This window comes from Streptomyces sp. NPDC041970 (assembly GCF_055588985.1).
The window spans coordinates 15,772-34,752 of sequence record NZ_JBVJCD010000021.1 but is presented as its reverse complement, the minus strand read 5'-3'; the positions used below and the strand labels follow the sequence as shown (position 1 = coordinate 34,752).

14 protein-coding genes and 1 pseudogene are annotated in these 18,981 nt (G+C 70.1%); 9 read left to right on the top strand and 6 right to left on the bottom strand.

What is annotated here, in order from left to right; all coding sequences use genetic code 11:
* Positions 1 to 86: 86 nt before the first annotated feature.
* Positions 87 to 1,421 carry a condensation domain-containing protein gene (locus tag ACZ6EJ_RS13390; protein WP_469266946.1) on the top strand — a complete coding sequence of 445 codons (1,335 nt, stop codon included), beginning with the start codon at positions 87 to 89 and terminating at the stop codon, positions 1,419 to 1,421.
* 39 nt (positions 1,422 to 1,460) lie between these two features.
* The gene (locus ACZ6EJ_RS13385) at positions 1,461 to 2,498 is read left to right on the top strand and encodes an LLM class flavin-dependent oxidoreductase (protein WP_469266944.1); all 1,038 of its coding nucleotides are present in this window, start codon (positions 1,461 to 1,463) and stop codon (positions 2,496 to 2,498) included.
* On the opposite strand, the gene ACZ6EJ_RS13380 is transcribed toward ACZ6EJ_RS13385, so the two are convergent.
* Positions 2,489 to 3,304 carry a beta-ketoacyl-[acyl-carrier-protein] synthase family protein gene (locus tag ACZ6EJ_RS13380; RefSeq protein WP_469266943.1) on the bottom strand — a complete coding sequence of 272 codons (816 nt, stop codon included), beginning with the start codon at positions 3,302 to 3,304 and terminating at the stop codon, positions 2,489 to 2,491. The genes ACZ6EJ_RS13385 and ACZ6EJ_RS13380 overlap by 10 nt on opposite strands.
* Before the next feature lie 187 nt (positions 3,305 to 3,491).
* Between ACZ6EJ_RS13380 and ACZ6EJ_RS13375 the strand changes: the two genes are divergently transcribed.
* The 4 genes from ACZ6EJ_RS13375 (at position 3,492) to ACZ6EJ_RS13360 (ending at position 8,863) form a co-directional block, all read left to right on the top strand.
* Positions 3,492 to 3,761, top strand: coding sequence for an acyl carrier protein (locus tag ACZ6EJ_RS13375; protein WP_469266941.1), 270 nt, complete (start codon positions 3,492 to 3,494; stop codon positions 3,759 to 3,761).
* A 655-nt stretch (positions 3,762 to 4,416) separates the two neighbouring features.
* Positions 4,417 to 6,117 carry a glycoside hydrolase family 13 protein gene (locus ACZ6EJ_RS13370; RefSeq protein ID WP_469266940.1) on the top strand — a complete coding sequence of 567 codons (1,701 nt, stop codon included), beginning with the start codon at positions 4,417 to 4,419 and terminating at the stop codon, positions 6,115 to 6,117.
* 56 nt (positions 6,118 to 6,173) lie between these two features.
* Positions 6,174 to 7,172: a TIGR03885 family FMN-dependent LLM class oxidoreductase gene (locus ACZ6EJ_RS13365; RefSeq protein WP_469266939.1), complete on the top strand. Its 999-nt coding sequence runs from the start codon at positions 6,174 to 6,176 to the stop codon at positions 7,170 to 7,172.
* A gap of 2 nt (positions 7,173 to 7,174) precedes the next feature.
* Positions 7,175 to 8,863 carry an alpha-amylase family protein gene (locus tag ACZ6EJ_RS13360; protein ID WP_469266938.1) on the top strand — a complete coding sequence of 563 codons (1,689 nt, stop codon included), beginning with the start codon at positions 7,175 to 7,177 and terminating at the stop codon, positions 8,861 to 8,863.
* 69 nt (positions 8,864 to 8,932) lie between these two features.
* Here ACZ6EJ_RS13360 and ACZ6EJ_RS13355 read toward each other — a convergent pair whose 3' ends face one another.
* Positions 8,933 to 9,520, bottom strand: a complete 588-nt coding sequence (locus ACZ6EJ_RS13355; protein ID WP_469266937.1) for a snapalysin family zinc-dependent metalloprotease — start codon at positions 9,518 to 9,520, stop codon at positions 8,933 to 8,935.
* A 385-nt stretch (positions 9,521 to 9,905) separates the two neighbouring features.
* Between ACZ6EJ_RS13355 and ACZ6EJ_RS13350 the strand changes: the two are divergent.
* Positions 9,906 to 10,713 (top strand): annotated as a pseudogene (locus tag ACZ6EJ_RS13350) (IS5 family transposase).
* Here ACZ6EJ_RS13350 and ACZ6EJ_RS13345 read toward each other — a convergent pair.
* Positions 10,714 to 11,358, bottom strand: a complete 645-nt coding sequence (locus ACZ6EJ_RS13345; protein ID WP_469266936.1) for a TetR/AcrR family transcriptional regulator — start codon at positions 11,356 to 11,358, stop codon at positions 10,714 to 10,716.
* 53 nt (positions 11,359 to 11,411) lie between these two features.
* Between ACZ6EJ_RS13345 and ACZ6EJ_RS13340 the strand changes: the two genes are divergently transcribed.
* Positions 11,412 to 12,389, top strand: a complete 978-nt coding sequence (locus ACZ6EJ_RS13340) for a GNAT family N-acetyltransferase (protein ID WP_469266934.1) — start codon at positions 11,412 to 11,414, stop codon at positions 12,387 to 12,389.
* 354 nt (positions 12,390 to 12,743) lie between these two features.
* Here ACZ6EJ_RS13340 and ACZ6EJ_RS13335 read toward each other — a convergent pair whose 3' ends face one another.
* The 3 genes from ACZ6EJ_RS13335 to ACZ6EJ_RS13325 form a co-directional block, all read right to left on the bottom strand.
* The gene (locus ACZ6EJ_RS13335; RefSeq protein WP_469267025.1) at positions 12,744 to 12,875 is read right to left on the bottom strand and encodes a hypothetical protein; all 132 of its coding nucleotides are present in this window, start codon (positions 12,873 to 12,875) and stop codon (positions 12,744 to 12,746) included.
* Between the two features lie 274 nt (positions 12,876 to 13,149).
* Positions 13,150 to 14,679, bottom strand: coding sequence for a helix-turn-helix domain-containing protein (locus ACZ6EJ_RS13330; protein WP_469266933.1), 1,530 nt, complete (start codon positions 14,677 to 14,679; stop codon positions 13,150 to 13,152).
* Between the two features lie 294 nt (positions 14,680 to 14,973).
* Positions 14,974 to 15,471 carry a DinB family protein gene (locus ACZ6EJ_RS13325; protein WP_469266932.1) on the bottom strand — a complete coding sequence of 166 codons (498 nt, stop codon included), beginning with the start codon at positions 15,469 to 15,471 and terminating at the stop codon, positions 14,974 to 14,976.
* 576 nt (positions 15,472 to 16,047) lie between these two features.
* Between ACZ6EJ_RS13325 and ACZ6EJ_RS13320 the strand changes: the two genes are divergently transcribed.
* Positions 16,048 to 18,858, top strand: a complete 2,811-nt coding sequence (locus ACZ6EJ_RS13320; RefSeq protein WP_469266931.1) for an aconitate hydratase — start codon at positions 16,048 to 16,050, stop codon at positions 18,856 to 18,858.
* Positions 18,859 to 18,981: the final 123 nt, after the last annotated feature.

Here is an 18,981-nt window from a genome sequence, read left to right as displayed (position 1 = left end):
AGTGGCGGCGGCTGAACGGGCTGCCCGTTCCGGCGTGATGGAAGGGACGACGTATGGGCCAGTCGAGTGTGCCGACCGAGGAACGCTTGACGCCTCTCAGAACGGCCCCCGCCTCTCTCACCCAGGAACAGCTCTTCCCGCTGGTCTCCCGATTGCCGGAGATCAACCGCACCTACACCACCTATCAGGCGTACCGGCTGCGTGGCGCTGTCGACGTCGATGCGCTGGGCCGCGCGTTCGATCAGGTCGTCGCCCGGCACGAGGCGCTGCGCACACGCCTGCGGCGCACGTCCGAAGGGCTGCGTCAGGAGATCGTCGCCGACCGCGGCGCAACGCTGCGTTCGGTGGATCTGCGCGCTGTCCCGCCGTCCGAGGCCCCGGACGCTCTCGCCCGGAGTCTCCTCGCGGAGTCGGAGGCGCTCTTCCGGATCACCGACGAGCCGCTCTCGCGTTTCACGCTCTTCCGGACAGCCGACGACGATCAGGTCGTGCTGGCCGTGGTGCATCATCTGGTGTTCGACGGCTGGTCGTTCGGCGTGCTGTGGCGTGAGGTCGGCGAGCTCTACCGCGCCGACCTCACCGGCGAACCACCCGCTCTGGAACCGGTCAAGAAGCAGTTCGCCGACTTCGTCACCGAGCAGCGCGGCTGGCTGGAGCAGGGCGGAGCCGAACGGCAGATCGCCTACTGGCTCGCCGAGTTGGACGGCTGCACCGGCGGAGCGACGCTCCCGTACGACGGAGTCGCGGCGTCGGCGTCCCCGCGCGCGGGCGCGCGCCTGCCGGTGGCGCTGTCCGCCGAGCTGAGCGCCCGCGTGGCGACGACCGCGCGGCGGGAACGCGTGACGCCGGCCGCGATCACCCTGCTGGCCCTCCAGCTCGCGGTCGGCCGGGCCGCCGCCGCCGACGATGTGGTGCTGGGCATCCCGATGGGGAACAGGACCGGGACGGACGACTTCGACGCGATGGGGTTCTTCGTCAACGCCCATGCCGTGCGGATCCGGCTGAACGACGGGCGGACCGAACGCGAGCTCGTACGCGGTGCCGCACGCAAGCTGCTGGAAGCGATGGTCAACCAGCGGGTGCCGCTGCCGGCCGTCGTCGCGGCCTCCCGGGCGAACGGGAGGCCGGGACTGCCGTCGGCGCTGTTCCGGGTGATGTTCACCTACCACAACGAACCGAATCCGCCCCTGGACCTCAGCGGTGTCCGCTCCGAGTGGTGGAACGTCGAGGACCGCACCCGACGGGCCGATCTGACGCTGCACATCGGGTTCCAGGAGGACCGGCTCGCCGGAGAGTTCGAGTACAGCACCCAGTTGTACCGCCCGCAGACCGTCGCGCGGTTCGGGCAGACGTACACGGCCACGGTCCGGGAGATCCTCGATGGCCTCGACGCCCCCCGGGCCGCCGCGGTCCAGCACTGACGTTCGACACCGAGCCCGGAGATCCAGGAAGTGGTGGCTGTGGACATCTACTGTGTACTGCCCGAGGCCGTCGGGGAATTCGAGGATTTCCGCGACAGCTACCGAAAGCGCCTGACGGACATGGCCCGCACCGCCGAGGGGGCGAGGTGGACAGGCGGTCTGATCCCGACGTTCCTGCACGAGGTCGACCCCTTCATGGTCGCGTCGTACTTGGGATCCGCCACCGAGGGATTCATCCCGCTCATCGCCGTCCAGCCGGCCTGCACCCCGCCGCACGCCGCCGCCTCGTGCGCCGCCGCGTACGCGATGATGTACGACCGCCCGGTGTACTTCAATCTGGTCGCCGGTGCGCGGGACGACGAGATGCGCAGGATCGGGGACGACCTGACGCACGACGAGCGCTACGACCGGCTGCATGAGTACGGGCGGGTGCTGCGGGGACTGCTGGCGGGCGAGAAGGTCACCCATCACGGGACCTACTACACCTACGACAAGTTCGCCCTGGCCCCCCGGCCCGAAGTGCTGGAGCAGTGCAAGATCTTCGTCGCGGGCTCCTCGACCGCGGGACGGCAGGCCGCCCAGAGCATCGCCGATGTCGTGGTCACCCACCCCAAGCCTTTCGCGGACTGGCGGGAGAACGTACTGCTCCCGTTGCTCGCCGGCGGATACGAGGGCGAGATCGGGATCCGTATCGGGGTGATCTGCCGCGAGAGCCGTGACGAGGCGTGGGAGATCGCCCACCGGCGTTTTCCCGAGACCTGGATCGCGCAGCAGGAGACCCTGCTCAAAACCCGCTCCCAGAGCGTGTGGTCGCGGGATCTGGCGCGGATGGCGATCTCTCGGGAGACCGGGCTGCCCACGGAGCCCGACAGCTCCGGGACCTACTGGCTCGGCGCCTTTCGCAGCGGCCGGGCCAGCGCGCCGTTCCTCGTCGGCAGTCACGACGAAGTCGCCGACGCACTGGGGGAGTTCCTGGCCGCCGGAGTGACGCACGTGGTGCTCGCCGCCGCCGAACTCGACGACTTCGGTCCGATCACCCACGCCGTGCGCCTGGCACAGCGGTCGGGTCAGATGTGAAGCAGTTCCACATCGAGCAGCGACCACGAGTGCGGCCCGATGGCCGCCGCCAGGACAGGGCTCCCGACGCCGATCGCCCCGTCGTCGGCACGCTGGCGCAGAGTGACCAGAAGGTCGCTGGAGCAGTGGCCGAGATCCGCGAGGTCGCCCAGCAGCAGGCTGCCGGCCGGCAGGCCCATCGCCGCGGTGAGGAAGCGCTGCGCGGAGATCCGGTAGTTGCCGAAGACCGTGTGCTGGAAATCCTCGGGACGGCGGCCCGTCCCGCCCAGCAGGTCGGCGACGCAGGCCGCGGCGAGTTCGGCCTTGGCCAGCATCGCCTGTTCGGGCGGCACAGCACGGAAGTCCGTCCGGGTGGTGATCGAGGCGACCGAGAACCGTGCGCCGGCCGTCCGCTGCTCCTGGCGCGTCACCAGGCACGCGGCGGCGCCGTCACTGAACACCGACATGCCGTTGCGCATCACGCGCTCGCCCGGCAGGGCCCGGTCGGCGGTGACCAGCATGATCCGCGAATGCCGCCCGGACTCGAGCGCGTCGGCCGCGGCCTGCAGCGCCGGCCCCAGATTGCCGCAGTCATGACCGGACACGGCGAGATACGCGAGGGACGGCAGTCCGAGGCGGAGGGAGATCCCGGCCACGGAGGCGGGCACCCGTGCGTCGTCCTCGCTCGCATAGATCAGCAGATCGGGCGCCCCGCCCGCGGCCAGGAAGCAGCGCTCGGCCGCCGAGGCCGCCAGCTCGCCGATCTCGTGCTCGCTCTTCCGGTAGTGGACGAGTCCGTGCACCGGGAGGGAGAGGTCGACAGGCATCTCCTCATCCAATTGGGACAGCTTTTCCGGAGCGCCGTGCACGAATTCTATGGCGGAAAGATTCAAGGGTTCCATCTGTCTCGCTCCCAGGGAAAATATTGAAGTCCGGGGATGGGTGACCCGAAAGCTAGCACAGACTCTTCTTGTCCGGAAGGCCGTGGAAATCAAGCCGAGAAAGAGGAACGACGTGTCGAAAGAACTGGATATCATTGTGCTGGAGCAGGCAGTCACCGAGATGTGGTGCGATGTCCTCGACCTGTCCGCCGCCGACCCTGGCGAGGATTTCGTCGAGAGCGGTGGCGATTCGGTGCAGCTCCTGCGATTCATAGCCCAGGTGCAGAGTGCGTTCGGGGTGGAGCTCGCGCTCGTGGATTTCCTGAAGGAACCCACCATCAAGGCTGTTGTCTCGGAAATATCTTCGCAATCCCGACCCCACGGCGGAATGGGGCCAGGATGAACCCTCCCGCGGACCCGGAGCGGACTCCGGACGGCAGATACGTGGTCGTCGACCACCGCCGATGGCGTGCGACGGATTCGGAGATCCCCCGAGGACGTCGCCTCCCGCCTACGGCATCGTCTGATGGCGGCGCGCCGCGGGGTGGCTGCCGCACGCCGCGCCGCCGACGCGAAGGCTGAGGGCCGGGCGCGGAAACGCGTGAACACCGGGAAGGCGGCGCTCGGTGAGCGGGGTGATCCCTGGTGGGAGCAGTCTGCCGAGGTTCGCCGTCCGCGCTGGGAGAGGGGGCTCCACGAGCTCGACCAGACTGAGCGGGAGGAGGGCGGGCGCGCACCGTGAGGCGGGTCGTCTCCTTGGGCGTGGTACGAGGCTCCGGCCCGTGGCGCACGGAGTGATCAGGTCCCCGGACCCCTGCCGATTCGAAGCGGACCGCTGTGCCCTCCGGTACGGGACCGCTGGGGGGCGAGGTCCGACCTACCTCGCGCGGGAGTTCGCCGAGAAGCGCCGGCCGGTGCGCGCAGGGACGGGCCCCAGCGGGTCGGTCCGTCCCGGAGGAGCCCGGGCGCCCGGCCGGCGATGCCGCCCCGAGCGGTATGACCTCAGCCCCCGGGGAAGGAGACTCACGTTCCCCACCCCGGGCGAGAGGAGTCCACCGATGGCAGCCGAGGACATAGGGCACGCCGAGGACGCGTGGTGGCGGTCCGCGGTGGTCTACCAGGTCTATCCGCGCAGCTTCGCCGACTCCGACGGTGACGGCGTCGGCGACCTGGACGGCCTCACCGGACGCCTGGGCCATCTGTCCGGGCTCGGCGTCGACGTGCTTTGGCTGTCGCCCGTCAACCCGTCCCCGCAGGCCGACAACGGGTACGACATCAGCGACTACCAGGACATCGACCCCGTCTTCGGTGACCTGGCGGCCTTCGACCGGCTGGTGGGCGCCGTGCACGAGCGCGGGATGAAACTCGTCATGGACCTGGTCGTCAACCACACCTCCGACGAGCATCCGTGGTTCCAGGAGTCACGTGACCCGGCGAGCCCGAAGCGCGACTGGTACTGGTGGCGTCCGCCACGTGAGGGACGCGAACCCAACAACTGGGGCTCCTTCTTCTCCGGTGCGGCCTGGGAGCTGGACGCGGCGAGCGACGCGTACTACCTCCATCTCTTCTCGCCGAAGCAGCCCGACCTCAACTGGGAGAACCCCCACATGCGTCGGGCCGTGTACGCGATGATGCGCTGGTGGCTGGACCGGGGCGTGGACGGCTTCCGGATGGACGTCGTCAACCTCATCTCCAAGGACCCCGCCCTCCCCGACGGCGAGGTGCACGAACAGGGGCCGTACGGTGACGGCTCGCCCTACTTCGTCTGCGGACCCCGCATACACGACTACCTCCAGGAGATGCACCGCGAGGTGATCGCCCGGTACCCGGGCCGGCTGCTGACCGTCGGGGAGATGCCCGGGGTGACGGTCGAGCAGGCCCGCCTGTTCACCGACCCGGCGCGTGCCGAGCTCGACATGGTCTTCCAGTTCGAGCACGTAGGGCTCGACCACGGGCGGGGCAAGTTCGATCCCCGCCCGCTGCGGCTCACCGACCTCAAGGCCTCGCTCGGCCGCTGGCAGTCCGGCCTCGCCGACGTCGGGTGGAACAGCCTGTACTGGAACAACCACGACCAGCCCCGGGTGGTCTCCCGGTTCGGTGACGACGGACCGAGCCACCGGACCCGGTCCGCGACGATGCTCGCGACCGTGCTCCACCTGCACCGGGGCACGCCGTACGTCTATCAGGGCGAGGAACTCGGCATGGCCAACGCGCCTCTGCGCACCATCGAGGACTTCAGGGACATCGAGTCCCTGAACCACTACACGGAGGCGCTGCGCGCGGGGGCGCAACCCGAGGACGTCCTGCCGGGACTACGGGCGATGGGCCGCGACAACGCCCGTACACCCATGCAGTGGGACGCGTCCCCGCACGCGGGGTTCACCACAGGCACCCCGTGGATCCCCGTCAACCCGGACCACGCCGAGGTCAACGCCGAAGCGGCCCTCGCGGACCCCGGCTCCGTCTACCACCACTACCGCCGGCTGATCACCCTCCGGCACCAGGAACCGGCCATCGTGCACGGCGACTTCAAGATGCTGCTGCCTGACGACGAGCGGATCTACGCGTTCACACGCCGGCACGGCCGCACAGTGCTCCTGGTCGTCGGGAATTTCACCGGCGACACAGCCTCCGCCGTCATGCCCGCCGGATGGGACGGCGCCGAACTCGTCATGGGCAACGGCCCTTCGGCCCCCGCGCGGCCCGGCCGCCTCGTGCTCGCCCCGTGGGAGGCGAGGGTGCACCTGCGCACCGACTGAGCCGAGCGGGCGCGACGGCGACCGGTGATCCCTCCGGTACCGGGTACGCGGACCCCATGACCGTCTACGGATTCCACGCCTCCCACGAACAAGTACCTCCCGCCGACCTGTTGGCAGCCGTCGTACGCGCGGAAGGCGCGGGCTTCACCGCCGCGATGTGCTCGGATCACTTCTCGCCCTGGAGCGTCCGGCAGGGTGAGTCCGGCTTCGCCTGGTCCTGGCTCGGCGCGGCGCTCCAGGCCACCGACCGGATCCCCTTCGGAGTGGTGAACGCCCCGGGCCAGCGCTACCATCCGGCGATCGTCGCGCAGGCGATCGGCAGCCTCGCCGCGATGTACCCGGGCCGCTTCTGGGCGGCGCTGGGAAGCGGTGAGGCGTCCAACGAGCACATAACCGGCGACCGTTGGCCACGCAAGGACGTCCGGAACGCGCGGCTGCGCGAGTGCGTCGACATCATCCGGGCGCTGCTGCGCGGCGAGGAGGTGAGCCACGACGGGCTGGTGACCGTGGACCGGGCCCGGCTGTGGACGCGCCCGGAGACGGTGCCGCCGTTGTTGGGAGCCGCGTGCAGCGAGGCGACCGCGCGGTGGTGCGCGGAGTGGGCGGACGGCCTGATCACGGTCAACGCGCCGCGCGAGACGCTGCGCCGGATCGTGGACGCCTACCGTTCGGCGGGTGGCGCCGGCCGGCTGCACCTCCAGGTGCACCTCAGTTGGGCCCCCGACCTGGGGACCGCCCAGGAACTCGCCCACGACCAGTGGCGCACCAATGTGCACGGGCCGCCGGCGAGCTGGGACCTGGACTCGGCCGAGCTGTTCGACAACGTCAGCGAGCACGTCCCACCGGACCGGGTCGCGGAGTCCGTCAACATCTCCGACGACCTCGGCCGGCACGCGGCCTGGCTCCAGGAGTACGCCGACCTGGGCTTCGACGCCGTCATGCTGCACCACGTCGGCAAGGAGCAGAGCGCCTTCATCGACGCGTTCGGTGCGAAGGTGCTGCCGCAGCTCAACGTCACCCGTCCCCCGGCCGCCGTCGCGGAGGGTGTCCGATGAGGATGACCCGTACCTCCGACCTGTGGTGGAAGAACGCGGTCGTCTACTGCCTGGACGTGGAGACGTACCAGGACTCCGACGGCGACGGCATCGGAGACTTCGCGGGCCTGACCCAGCGCATCGACCACCTGGTGCGCCTCGGTGTCACCTGCGTGTGGCTGATGCCGTTCTATCCGACACGGGAACGCGACGACGGCTACGACATCACCGACTTCTACGCCGTCGATCCCCGGCTCGGCACGCTGGGCGACTTCACCGAGTTCGTGCGCACCGCCCGCGACCGGGGCATCCGGGTCATCGCCGACCTGGTCGTCAACCACACCTCCGACCACCACCCGTGGTTCCAGGACGCCCGCTCCAGCCGCACGTCGAAGTACCGCGACTGGTACGTCTGGTGCGACAGCCCGCCGGAGGACGGCCCCGACGGTGTGGTCTTCCCCGACGTCGAGAAGAGCGTGTGGGAGTACGACGAGACCACCGAGCAGTACTACCTGCACCGGTTCTACAAGCAGCAGCCCGACCTCAACGTCGCCAACCCGGCGGTCCGTGACGAGATAGCGCGCATCATGGGCTTCTGGACGCAGCTCGGACTGTCGGGATTCCGGGTCGACGCGGTGCCGTTCCTGCTGGAGACCGACGGCCAGGAGGACGCGGACCGGCTGCCCGACCCGCACGAGTACCTCGCCGACCTGCGGGCCTTCCTCGGACGTCGCAGCGGTGACGCGGTGCTGCTGGGCGAGGTGAACCTGCCCTACCCGGACACCGCGAAGTTCTTCGGCGACTCGGAGTCCTCCCGCGGTGACGAGCTGACCATGTGCTTCGACTTCATCGGTATGCAGCGGATGTACCTGTCGATGGCGCGGGGCGAGGCGGCCCCTCTGGCGGCGGCTCTCCGGGAGCGCCCCGCGGCGCCCCGCGACGCGCACTGGGCGACGTTCGTCCGCAACCACGACGAGCTCACCCTCGACAAACTCGACGACGACGAGCGCGCCGAGGTGTTCGCCGCCTTCGGCCCCGACAAGGACATGCAGCTCTACGACCGGGGCCTGCGCCGCCGCCTGCCGCCGATGGTCCACGGCGACCGGCGGCGCGTGGAACTGGCGTACAGCCTGCTCTTCTCCCTGCCCGGCACACCGGTGCTGTTCTACGGCGAGGAGATAGGCATGGGCGAGAACCTCGCGGCCGAGGGCCGGCAGGCCGTCCGCACCCCGATGCAGTGGACACCCGACAAGGGTGGCGGTTTCACCGCGGGGGAGGGAGTGGAGCTGCCCAATCCCGTCGTGACGGGTGCCTTCGGCCCGACGAAGGTCAACGCGCACGACCAGGCGCACGACCCGGCTTCTCCGCTGGGTCGGATGCGGACGCTGATCGAGCGCTACCGGGAGACCCCCGAGTTGGCCTGGGGCGACTACCGGGTCATGGCCGCGGACGATCCGGGCGTGCTGGTCCACCTCAGTTCGCTGGAGGACGGCGCGGTGCTCGTGCTGCACAATTTCTCCGAGCGGTCCGTCACCGCCTCCGTCGAGGTCCCGGGACTGAGGGGCGGCCGACTGCTCACCGATGTCTTCACCGGTGACACCCTCAAGTCGGCGGCCGCCGGCCTCGTCGAGGTCGCGCTGGACCCGTACGGCTACCGGTGGCTGAGGGTCAACACCCCCCTCGACGACCCGGATCGGACGACAGCGGTGTGATCCGACGCGCGCGAGGTGTCCGGCCGCACGGAGTGGGCCGGACACCTCGCACGCTGGTCGTCCCGCCGGCTAAGGCGCGTCCACCAGAGTGCGGCCGTCGGCGGGAACGAGCGAGGCGAGGCCGCCGGCGTAGGCGGACTGGACGCGGGATCGTTCAGTCGCGTTCGGGACCGCGTTCGTGCAACTGGTGCCCGCGGTCGACCCTGACATCAGTTGGGAGCACGGGCCGGGCTTGGTGTCGGGCAGGCCCAGGCTGTGCCCCAACTCGTGGGCGGCGATGCGGGTCTTGTCATAGCCCTGGGACACCGCCTGGCTGCCGAGTTCGACACGCACCTGGCCACCCGGGCGCACCGGTCCGAGTGTCGCCTGCGGCCAGCCACTGGTGGCGACGATCTGGATCTCGGCCCGGGTGCCGGGTGCGGCTTCGACGAGCCTGACGTTGCTGACGTTCCGGTTCCACGAGGCGACTCCGGCGGCGATCGCCGCTTCCCAGCCGCCTGCGCGGCTGTCGTCGTAGCGGAGTGTCACTACGGCAGCCACGCTTGTCGCTGCGGTCGACTCCGGTGCGGGCGCGGGTGCGGCGTGGGCTGCTGTCGCTGTGGCCAGGGCGACCGCGAAGGCGGCGCCGGCCGCCTTCAGCCATGAGGACTGCGGCATTGCTGTCCCTTCACTCGTGGGGGACTCGGCTCGCTTCGAACCGAGAGCGGGGAGGGGCCGCGACCGGCGGAGTGGCCGGTCGCAGGTTCTCCGAGGGCCTCAGAACTATGCCCATCGCTCCGTGCTTATCATGCCCCTGTCATCAAGGGAGGCTGGAAAGGAGCGGTGCGGGCCGCGTCCGAGGTCCGGGGCGGGCAGCCTGCGCCGCGTGAGGCGGTGCTCCTGACGCTCTGGGTGATACGACGTTCCCCTGCGCGGGGGGTTCTTCAGTGCAGGCGCGGACAGGTCGTTCCGTAGGCCGGAATGTGCCGTTCTTTACTGATCATTCAGAATGAGTTCAGTGAGGGGCTTGGCTGTGGGGTGGGGCCGCGGCAGACATCCGCGGATGTCGGCTGATCTTGTGCCTGATGACCTGTGGGAGCGCGTGGCTCCGTTGCTCCCGCCCCATCCGCCGCGTCGTCGCCGCTATCCGTGCCGGTTGCCGGTGGACGACCGGGCCGCCCTTCGCGGGATCGTCCATGTGCTGCGCCAAGGGGTGAGCTGGGCCGATGTGCCGGCCGAACGCATCGGCTGCGGCGGGGTGACGGCTTGGCGACGGCCGCGGGACTGGACCGAGGCCGGAGTCTGGCCACGTCCGCACCGGAGCCTCCTGGGCGAACCGCGCAAGGCAGGACTGCTGGACATGGACGACACGGCGATCGACGGCTCACACGTCCGCGCGCTCGAAGGGGGGCTCACACCGGCCCTTCGCCGGTCCACCGGACTCGCCCGGGCGGCAAGCACCATCTGGTCACCGACCGGCACGGAACACCGCCGGCTGACTCCTTGACCAGCGGTAATCGCCATGACATCACCCAGCTCATGCCCCTGCTCGACGCGATACCGCAGATCCGGGGGACTCGTGGGCGGCGTCGCCGACGGCCGAAGCGCGTGTTCGCCGACCGCGGCTACGACTACGACAAGTACCGCCGCCTTCTCCGAGATCGAGCCTCACACCGAAGATCGCCCGCAAAGGCACCGTCCACGGTTCCGGCCTGGGGAAGACCCACTGGGTCGTCGAGCGGACCTTCGCCTGGCTCCACCCGTTCAAACGACTGCGGACCCGCTACGAGACACGTGCCGACCTCCACCTCGTCCTGCTCCAGACCGTTTGCAGCATCATCTGCTTGAGACGACTGCGAACCTCATTCTGATCAGTGGGACCGTTCGTTGATACCTGGAACCGGTCGGCTGCCGCCGTCGGACCGGGGCAGCGCGGTCGAGGCGAGGAAGTCGTCGAGCATGGTGATCTGTACGTCCTTGGGGAATCGGCCGGGGTCGAAGAGGGCCTGGACGACGAGTCCGTGGGTGAAGGCGACGGCGGTGGCGGCGAGTTGTCCCGGGTCGGCGCCTGCGGGGAGCTGGCCAAGGTCGCGTGCGGCTTCGAGGTGCGGGCGGATCGTCGAGCGCAGCCGGGTGTAGCGGTCGGCCTGTTCCGTGGTCAGCCCGTCGTCGGCGAGGGAGAGGTCCCAGGAGCTGACCCAGATGCGGTTGCGGGCGGTGTCGACCGGGGTCAGCGGCAGGATGTCCAGGAGCATGGCGCGCACGGTGGCGAGGCCCGCGGCGGGACGCGCGCGGCGGGGCCTCTCCGCGGTGCGCTTCTCCAGCAGGTCCAAGGCGTGCGTGATCAGGGCCCGTTTGGTCGGGAAGTAGTGCGTGAGCATCCCCGTCGAGACCCCCATCGCAGCGGCGACGGTACGCAGGGTCAGCCCGCCGAACCCCTTGTCGGCGAGTACGTGCCACACCGCCTCGGACACATCCTCGCGGCGGGCTTCACGGTCTCCGGGTGCGGGCGACATGCTGCTAGCTTACGTACCGAACGCTTGTTATGCATCCAGAGAGCGAGGCTCCCATGTTCACCCTGCCGCTCGGCGACCATGCCCGACTTCGTCCCCTGGAGCCCTGGCAGGCACGGGAGTTCCTCGCCCATATCGACCGCGCCCGGGTCTCCGTGGACCCGTGGATACCTTGGGCGACGTTCAGCGCCGACCTCGACTCGGCCACGGCTTCCCTCCAGCGCTACGCCGACCGTCTGGCCGAGGACACCGGCCGGATCTACGGGATCTGGCTGGACGGCACGCTGGTCGGCGGCGTCATGTTCACCCGCTTCGACAGCGCCTCCGGGGTGTGCGAGATCGGCTGCTGGCTGGAGCTGGCCGGGGAGGGGCGGGGCCTGGTGACCCGGGCCTGCCGGGTGTTGATCGACTGGGCCTTCCAGGAACGCGGGATGAGCCGCGTCGAATGGTGGGTCGCGGCGGGCAACACCCGCAGCGTCGCCGTCGCGCGCCGGCTGGGCATGACCCGCGACGGCGTGCTGCGGCAGCGTTCTTCGTATCGAGGTGTGCGGCACGACAGTGAAGTCTGGTCGGTCCTTTCCGAAGAATGGCCCTCTCTCGGGGAAGTGTCCGGGTCCCGCGTCCAGGCCGAGCTCGATCGGCTGATGCGCGTGTTCGTCGGCGCCTTCACCAACACCGACGACAGCCAGCCGGACCTCGGGGCCATCCGCGACGTCTTCATTCCGCAGGGCAGGATCATCGCGAACGTCGGGGACGAGCCCGTGGTCTACGACCTCGAGGCGTTCATCGAGCCTCGGCAGAAGATGCTCACAGATGGGACGCTGACGGAGTTCCGCGAATGGGAGGTCGCTGAGCGGACCGAGATCTTCGGATCGATCGCGCACCGGTTCAGCGAATACCGCAAGTCCGGCTTCCATCACGGCGAGTGGTTCGAGGGCTCCGGCCACAAGACCACCCAATTCGTCCGGACCCCGTCAGGGTGGAGGATGTCCTCACTGGCCTGGGACGACGCGCCCGCCACCGTCACCGGATGACCGTGCGGATCAGGGTGGGACCGATAGCCCGGGCTTCTGCGGAGCTTCCACGTCAGGCTTCATCTTTCGCCTCGGGACGGTTGGGAGGAGCAGGAGGGTTCTGAGCCCGATGCCTCCAGTGCCGCGTTTCCCCGTCCGAGCTGTTCGCGCAGTACGGCACGTCCCGTTCTCTCGGCCCCGCGGCCCCGCGTCATCGCCACCCCTCGCCCCACCCCGCGAGTCGCCGGTGGCGGTGGGGTACGGGGGAGCCGTCTCGAGGGTCGACGCCGCCGCGTCGGCGGCCGGCGTCGAGGTGCAACACGCGACCTTCGGCATCCGCCTGAACCTTCTCGGTCTGTCACCCGGCCGGCGCACTCACGACCTGGACACCCTTGACCTCGGCGACCGCCGCTCGTCACGGCAGGCGGCCAGGATCCGCTCGCGGGTGTCCCGTCCGGCGGCGAGGTCGGCGACGGCCTGGCACGGCCAGTTTTCGGTGGCGATCACGCGGCGCTCGTGCTGGTCTCGCGGCGAGGCCGGCTGTGCCGACCGGCATCCAGCGTTCCGAGGCCGCTTCGGCGGCCATTCTCCGTCTAGGCTGACGGCACTCAGGCGGGACTGACGCATCGTCAGTCGCGCGGAATCATATCGCACGCGCGTTGCACAAGGCGCTGAAAGGCAGCGGTGATCAGTGAAAGGTGGTGAGGGTAGATAGACCCTGGTCAGCCGGCATGTCGTGGCGTCGTGCCCCTCGCCCCCAAGGGGCACGACACCCCACCCGTCAGATGTCGCGGAAGATCTCGATCTGCGCGCCGACCGAGTTCAGCCGCTCCGCCAACTCCTCGTAACCGCGGTTGATCACATAGACGTTGCGCAGTACGGAGGTGCCTTCCGCCGCCATCATCGCCAACAGCACCACCACGGCGGGCCGCAGGGCGGGCGGGCACATCATCTCGGCGGCGCGCCAGCGGGTCGGGCCCTCGACCAGGACCCGGTGGGGGTCGAGGAGTTGGAGGCGGCCGCCGAGGCGGTTGAGGTCGGTGAGGTAGATCGCGCGGTTGTCGTAGACCCAGTCGTGGATCAGGGTCTGGCCGTGCGCCGAGGCCGCGATGGCCGCGAAGAAGGGGACGTTGTCGATGTTGAGGCCGGGGAACGGCATCGGGTGGATCTTGTCGATCGGCGCCTCCAGTTTGGAGGGGCGCACGGTCAGGTCCACCAGCCGGGTGCGGGCGTTGTCGGCGACGTACTCCGCGGTGCGGTCGCAGTCGAGGCCCATCTCCTCCAGGACCGCGAGTTCGATCTCCAGGAACTCGATCGGGACCCGGCGGATGGTCAGTTCGGACTCCGTCACCACGGCGGCGGCCAGCAGGCTCATCGCCTCGACCGGGTCCTCGGAGGGGGAGTAGTCCACGTCCACGTCGATCCGCGGGACGCCGTGCACGGTGAGCGTGGTCGTGCCGATGCCGTCGACCCGTACGCCCAGCGCCTCCAGGAAGAAGCAGAGGTCCTGGACCATGTAGTTGGAGGAGGCGTTGCGGATGACCGTCGTCCCGTCGTGGCGGGCGGCGGCCAGCAGGGCGTTCTCGGTCACGGTGTCGCCGCGCTCGGTCAGCACGATGGGCCGGCCGGGGGAGACCGAGCGGTCGACCTGCGCGTGGTACAGCCCCTCGGTGGCGGCGATCTCCAGGCCGAACCGGCGCAGCGCGATCATGTGCGGCTCGATCGTGCGGGTGCCCAGGTCGCAGCCGCCCGCGTACGGCAGGGTGAACTGCTCCATCCGGTGCAGCAGCGGGCCCAGGAACATGATGATCGAGCGGGTGCGGCGCGCGGCGTCGGCGTCGATCGCCTCCATGTCCAGGTGCGCGGGCGGCACGATCTCCAGGTCCACGCCGTCGTTGACCCAGCGGGTGCGCACCCCGATGGAGTTCAGCACCTCCAGGAGCCGGAAGACCTCCTCGATCCGGGCGACCCGGCGCAGGACCGTGCGGCCCTTGTTGAGGAGCGAGGCGCACAGCAGCGCGACGCAGGCGTTCTTGCTGGTCTTGACGTCGATGGCCCCGGAGAGCCGGCGGCCGCCGACGACCCGCAGGTGCATGGGCCCGGCGTAACCGAGCGACACGATCTCGCTGTCGAGGGCCTCACCGATACGGGCGATCATCTCAAGGCTGATGTTCTGATTACCGCGCTCGATGCGGTTGACGGCGCTCTGGCTGGTGGCGAGCGCCTCGGCCAGTTGCGTCTGGGTCCAGCCCCGGTGCTGACGGGCGTCACGGATGAGCTTGCCGATGCGTACGAGGTAGTCGTCTGACATGTCGGCAGGTTATCTCAGATATGAGATGAGAATGGTGTGGGGGTGTGCCGTTCGAGTGACGGGAGTGCAACGGTCGCCGTACGCCCCGGTTCCCGCGCCCCGTGCTCCTGCGGCCGCCGACCGGGTCGCCGGAAGGCGCCCGCGCTGCCATCCTCCCCCGGACGGGGGTGCGGGGCGCGGGAGGCGCGGCCGTCCGGGGCCGGCGGCCCCGTACGGCCGCACAGGCGTCGACGGGACCGCGCCCGCCGGGCGCGGCGTCGAGGGCGACGCGTCACGGCGCGGGTCGAGCGGTCCTCATCGAGGGGCGCGTGACCGTTCTTCGAGGAGCTGCTCGCGCAGGATGTCGGCGTGCCCGCAGTGGTGGGCCAGCTCGCGCAGGACCTGCAGGTAGACCCAGCGCAGCGTGCGCGGCCCGGTGCGGTGACCCGTCACGACGGCGTCCAGCGGCAGGCCGGCGACCACCGCCCGAGCCGTCGCGCAGGCGTCCCGGTGGGCCGCCGTGACGGAGGCGACGGTGTCGTCGTCGGCGAGCCGGAAGGACTCGTCCGGGTTCAGCACCAGGCCCAGCTCCCGACGGGGTGTGCCGCCGACGCACTCCTCGAACCACACCCGCTGCATCCACGTGACGTGCTTGACCAGCCCCAGCGGCGTCGTCGCCGACGCGACGAGCCGGCGGCGGGCCTGCTCCTCGGTGAGGCCGGTGAGGGTCGCCTCGAGGGCGCTCCGGTAGTCCTCGACGAACGCGTCGAGCTGGGTGCGTTCGTCATCCAGCAGCACATCGAACGAGCTCATCAACGCCTCCCGCGCGCCGCCGACCGAGGACGCGTCGTCCCGTGGGGGCGGCGACCCACGGCGACGGCGACGATCCTAGGGAGTTCCGCGGGCGGCCCGCCGAGCGCCCCCGAGAACTCCTGGAGGGCCCAGGGAGTGCGGCGGGTCGCGGCGGCCGGACGCGCCGGTCGGGGGCAGGGGCAGGGGCAGGCGGTCCTCGCCGTGGCGACGAAGGCGCGCGGAACGGGCTCGACGGCACGGCCCCGCCGGACCCGCCCCGGCCGTCCGGAGCCGCGGTGCTGTCGCCCGCCCGACCGGGCCCCCGAGGCGGAAGGCGGAACGGCTCGTCCGCCGAGCGGTCGACGCGCTTGGGCGGGGCGGTCGGGGGCACCTGGGCATGACCGGGAGGCGGCGATGTACTAGAGTTATCTCGACATCGAGATATCTGCCGAGGCGCACCGCAGCCGCCGCCCGGTAAGGGTTACCTAACTAATCCTTACCTTAGCGGATGGTCGGGGCCGTAGCGGCACATCGCGGCGCCCGCCGCCCCTGGAGGCGCGGCGCGGGGATACGCGCACATTGAAGAAGGAGACTGTCGTGTCGGCGAACAGCTTCGACGCCCGCAGCACGCTGCGCGTGGGCGACGAGTCGTACGAGATCTTCAAGCTGGACAAGGTAGAGGGCTCCGCGCGCCTCCCGTACAGCCTGAAGGTCCTGCTGGAGAACCTGCTCCGCACCGAGGACGGCGCGAACATCACCGCCGACCACATCCGGGCGATCGGCAACTGGGACTCCCAGGCGCAGCCCAGCCAGGAGATCCAGTTCACGCCGGCCCGCGTGATCATGCAGGACTTCACCGGCGTGCCGTGCGTGGTGGACCTCGCCACCATGCGCGAGGCCGTGAAGGAGCTGGGCGGCGACCCGGCGAAGATCAACCCGCTGGCCCCGGCCGAGCTGGTCATCGACCACTCCGTCATCGCCGACAAGTTCGGCACCAACGAGGCGTTCGCGCAGAACGTCGAGCTGGAGTACGGCCGCAACAAGGAGCGCTACCAGTTCCTGCGCTGGGGCCAGACCGCCTTCGACGAGTTCAAGGTCGTCCCGCCCGGCACCGGCATCGTCCACCAGGTGAACATCGAGCACCTGGCGCGCACCGTCATGGTCCGCGGCGGCCAGGCGTACCCCGACACCCTCGTCGGCACCGACTCGCACACCACCATGGTCAACGGCCTCGGCGTGCTGGGCTGGGGCGTCGGCGGCATCGAGGCCGAGGCCGCGATGCTCGGCCAGCCGGTCTCCATGCTCATCCCGCGCGTCGTCGGCTTCAAGCTGACCGGCGAGCTGCCGGCCGGCACCACCGCCACCGACCTCGTGCTGACCATCACCGAGATGCTGCGCAAGCACGGCGTCGTCGGCAAGTTCGTCGAGTTCTACGGCGAGGGCGTCGCCGCCACCTCGCTCGCCAACCGCGCCACCATCGGCAACATGTCGCCGGAGTTCGGCTCCACCGCCGCGATCTTCCCGATCGACGACGAGACGCTGAAGTACCTGCGTCTGACCGGCCGCGACGAGCAGCAGGTCGCCCTCGTCGAGGCGTACGCCAAGGAGCAGGGCCTCTGGCTGGACCCGGCCGCCGAGCCGGACTTCTCCGAGAAGCTGGAGCTGGACCTCTCCACGGTCGTCCCCTCCATCGCCGGCCCCAAGCGCCCGCAGGACCGCATCGTGCTGGCCGACGCCGCCGAGCAGTTCGCCGTGGACGTCCTCAACTACGTCGACGCGCCCGTCCCGCAGCCGGCCAAGGAGCAGAGCTCCCCAGTCGACGAGGCCGGCGACGAGTCCTTCCCGGCCAGCGACGCCCCGGCCTACGGCAGTGACGACAACGGCGCCGGCGCGCCCGAGCACGCCTCCTCCACCGGCGCCTCCGTGCCGTCCAACCCGGTCACCGTCACGGCCCCCGACGGCTCGACGTATGAGCTCGACCACGGCGCCGTCACCGTCGCCGCGATCACCTCGTGCACCAACACCTCGAACCCGTACGTCATGGTCGCCGCCGCGCTCGTGGCGAAGAAGGCGGTCGAGAAGGGCCTGACCCGCAAGCCGTGGGTCAAGACCACCCTCGCGCCGGGCTCCAAGGTCGTCACCGACTACTTCGACAAGGCGGGCCTGACCCCCTACCTCGACAAGGTCGGCTTCAACCTCGTCGGCTACGGCTGCACCACCTGCATCGGCAACTCCGGCCCGCTGCCGGACGAGGTCTCCAAGGCGGTCAACGACAACGACCTCGCCGTCACCTCGGTGCTCTCCGGCAACCGCAACTTCGAGGGCCGGATCAACCCCGACGTCAAGATGAACTACCTGGCGTCCCCGCCGCTGGTCGTCGCGTACGCCATCGCCGGTTCGATGAAGGTCGACATCACCAAGGACGCCCTCGGCGTCGACCAGAACGGCGAGCCGGTCCACCTGGCCGACATCTGGCCCTCCGAGGCCGAGGTCAACGAGGTCGTGGCGAACGCCATCGGCGAGGACATGTTCAACAAGTCCTACCAGGACGTCTTCGCGGGCGACGCCCAGTGGCAGGCGCTGTCCATCCCCACCGGCGACACCTTCGAGTGGGACGCCGAGTCCACCTACGTGCGCAAGCCCCCGTACTTCGAGGGCATGACGATGGAGACGACCCCGGTCGAGGACATCGCCGGCGCGCGGGTGCTCGCCAAGCTCGGCGACTCGGTCACCACCGACCACATCTCCCCGGCCGGCGCCATCAAGGCCGACACCCCGGCCGGCAAGTACCTCACGGAGCACGGCATCGAGCGCCGCGACTTCAACTCCTACGGCTCGCGCCGGGGCAACCACGAGGTCATGATCCGCGGCACGTTCGCCAACATCCGCCTGCGCAACCAGATCGCGCCGGGCACCGAGGGCGGCTACACCCGCGACTTCACGCGGGCGGCGACCGCCGACGAGGCTCCGGTCTCGTTCATCTACGACGCCTCGCAGAACTACCAGGCCGCCGGCATCCCGCTCGTGATCCTCGCGGGCAAGGAGTACGGCTCCGGCTCGTCCCGCGACTGGGCGGCCAAGGGCACCGCGCTCCTGGGCGTCAAGGCCGTCATCGCCGAGTCCTACGAGCGCATCCACCGCTCCAACCTCATCGGCATGGGCGTCCTCCCGCTCCAGTTCCCCGAGGGCCACAGCGCCCAGACCCTCGGCCTCACCGGCGAGGAGACCTTCTCCTTCACCGGCGTCACCGAGCTGAACGACGGCACCACCCCCCGTACGGTCAAGGTCACCACCGACACCGGTGTGGAGTTCGACGCGGTCGTCCGCATCGACACCCCCGGCGAGGCCGACTACTACCGCAACGGCGGCATCCTGCAGTACGTGCTCCGCAGCCTGATCCGCAAGTAGGCGATCGGCGGGCAGCAGGGCGTGGGGGGGGGGGGGGGGGGGGGGGGGGGGGGGGGGGGGGGGGGGGGGCTTGTTCCTGCTCCCTCCGCCCTCCCGCCATCCGTGCTCGTACTCGGATAGCTT

Bases quoted from the DNA above. Each gene is read 5' to 3' on its own strand.
- ACZ6EJ_RS13340 (WP_469266934.1), top strand. From the start codon at position 11,412: ATGTTCACCCTGCCGCTCGGCGACCATGCCCGACTTCGTCCCCTGGAG.
- ACZ6EJ_RS13345 (WP_469266936.1), bottom strand. From the start codon at position 11,358: ATGTCGCCCGCACCCGGAGACCGTGAAGCCCGCCGCGAGGATGTGTCC.
- ACZ6EJ_RS13370 (WP_469266940.1), top strand. From the start codon at position 4,417: ATGGCAGCCGAGGACATAGGGCACGCCGAGGACGCGTGGTGGCGGTCC.
- ACZ6EJ_RS13355 (WP_469266937.1), bottom strand. From the start codon at position 9,520: ATGCCGCAGTCCTCATGGCTGAAGGCGGCCGGCGCCGCCTTCGCGGTC.
- ACZ6EJ_RS13380 (WP_469266943.1), bottom strand. From the start codon at position 3,304: ATGCCTGTCGACCTCTCCCTCCCGGTGCACGGACTCGTCCACTACCGG.
- ACZ6EJ_RS13330 (WP_469266933.1), bottom strand. From the start codon at position 14,679: ATGTCAGACGACTACCTCGTACGCATCGGCAAGCTCATCCGTGACGCC.
- ACZ6EJ_RS13365 (WP_469266939.1), top strand. From the start codon at position 6,174: ATGACCGTCTACGGATTCCACGCCTCCCACGAACAAGTACCTCCCGCC.
- ACZ6EJ_RS13360 (WP_469266938.1), top strand. From the start codon at position 7,175: ATGACCCGTACCTCCGACCTGTGGTGGAAGAACGCGGTCGTCTACTGC.
- ACZ6EJ_RS13325 (WP_469266932.1), bottom strand. From the start codon at position 15,471: ATGAGCTCGTTCGATGTGCTGCTGGATGACGAACGCACCCAGCTCGAC.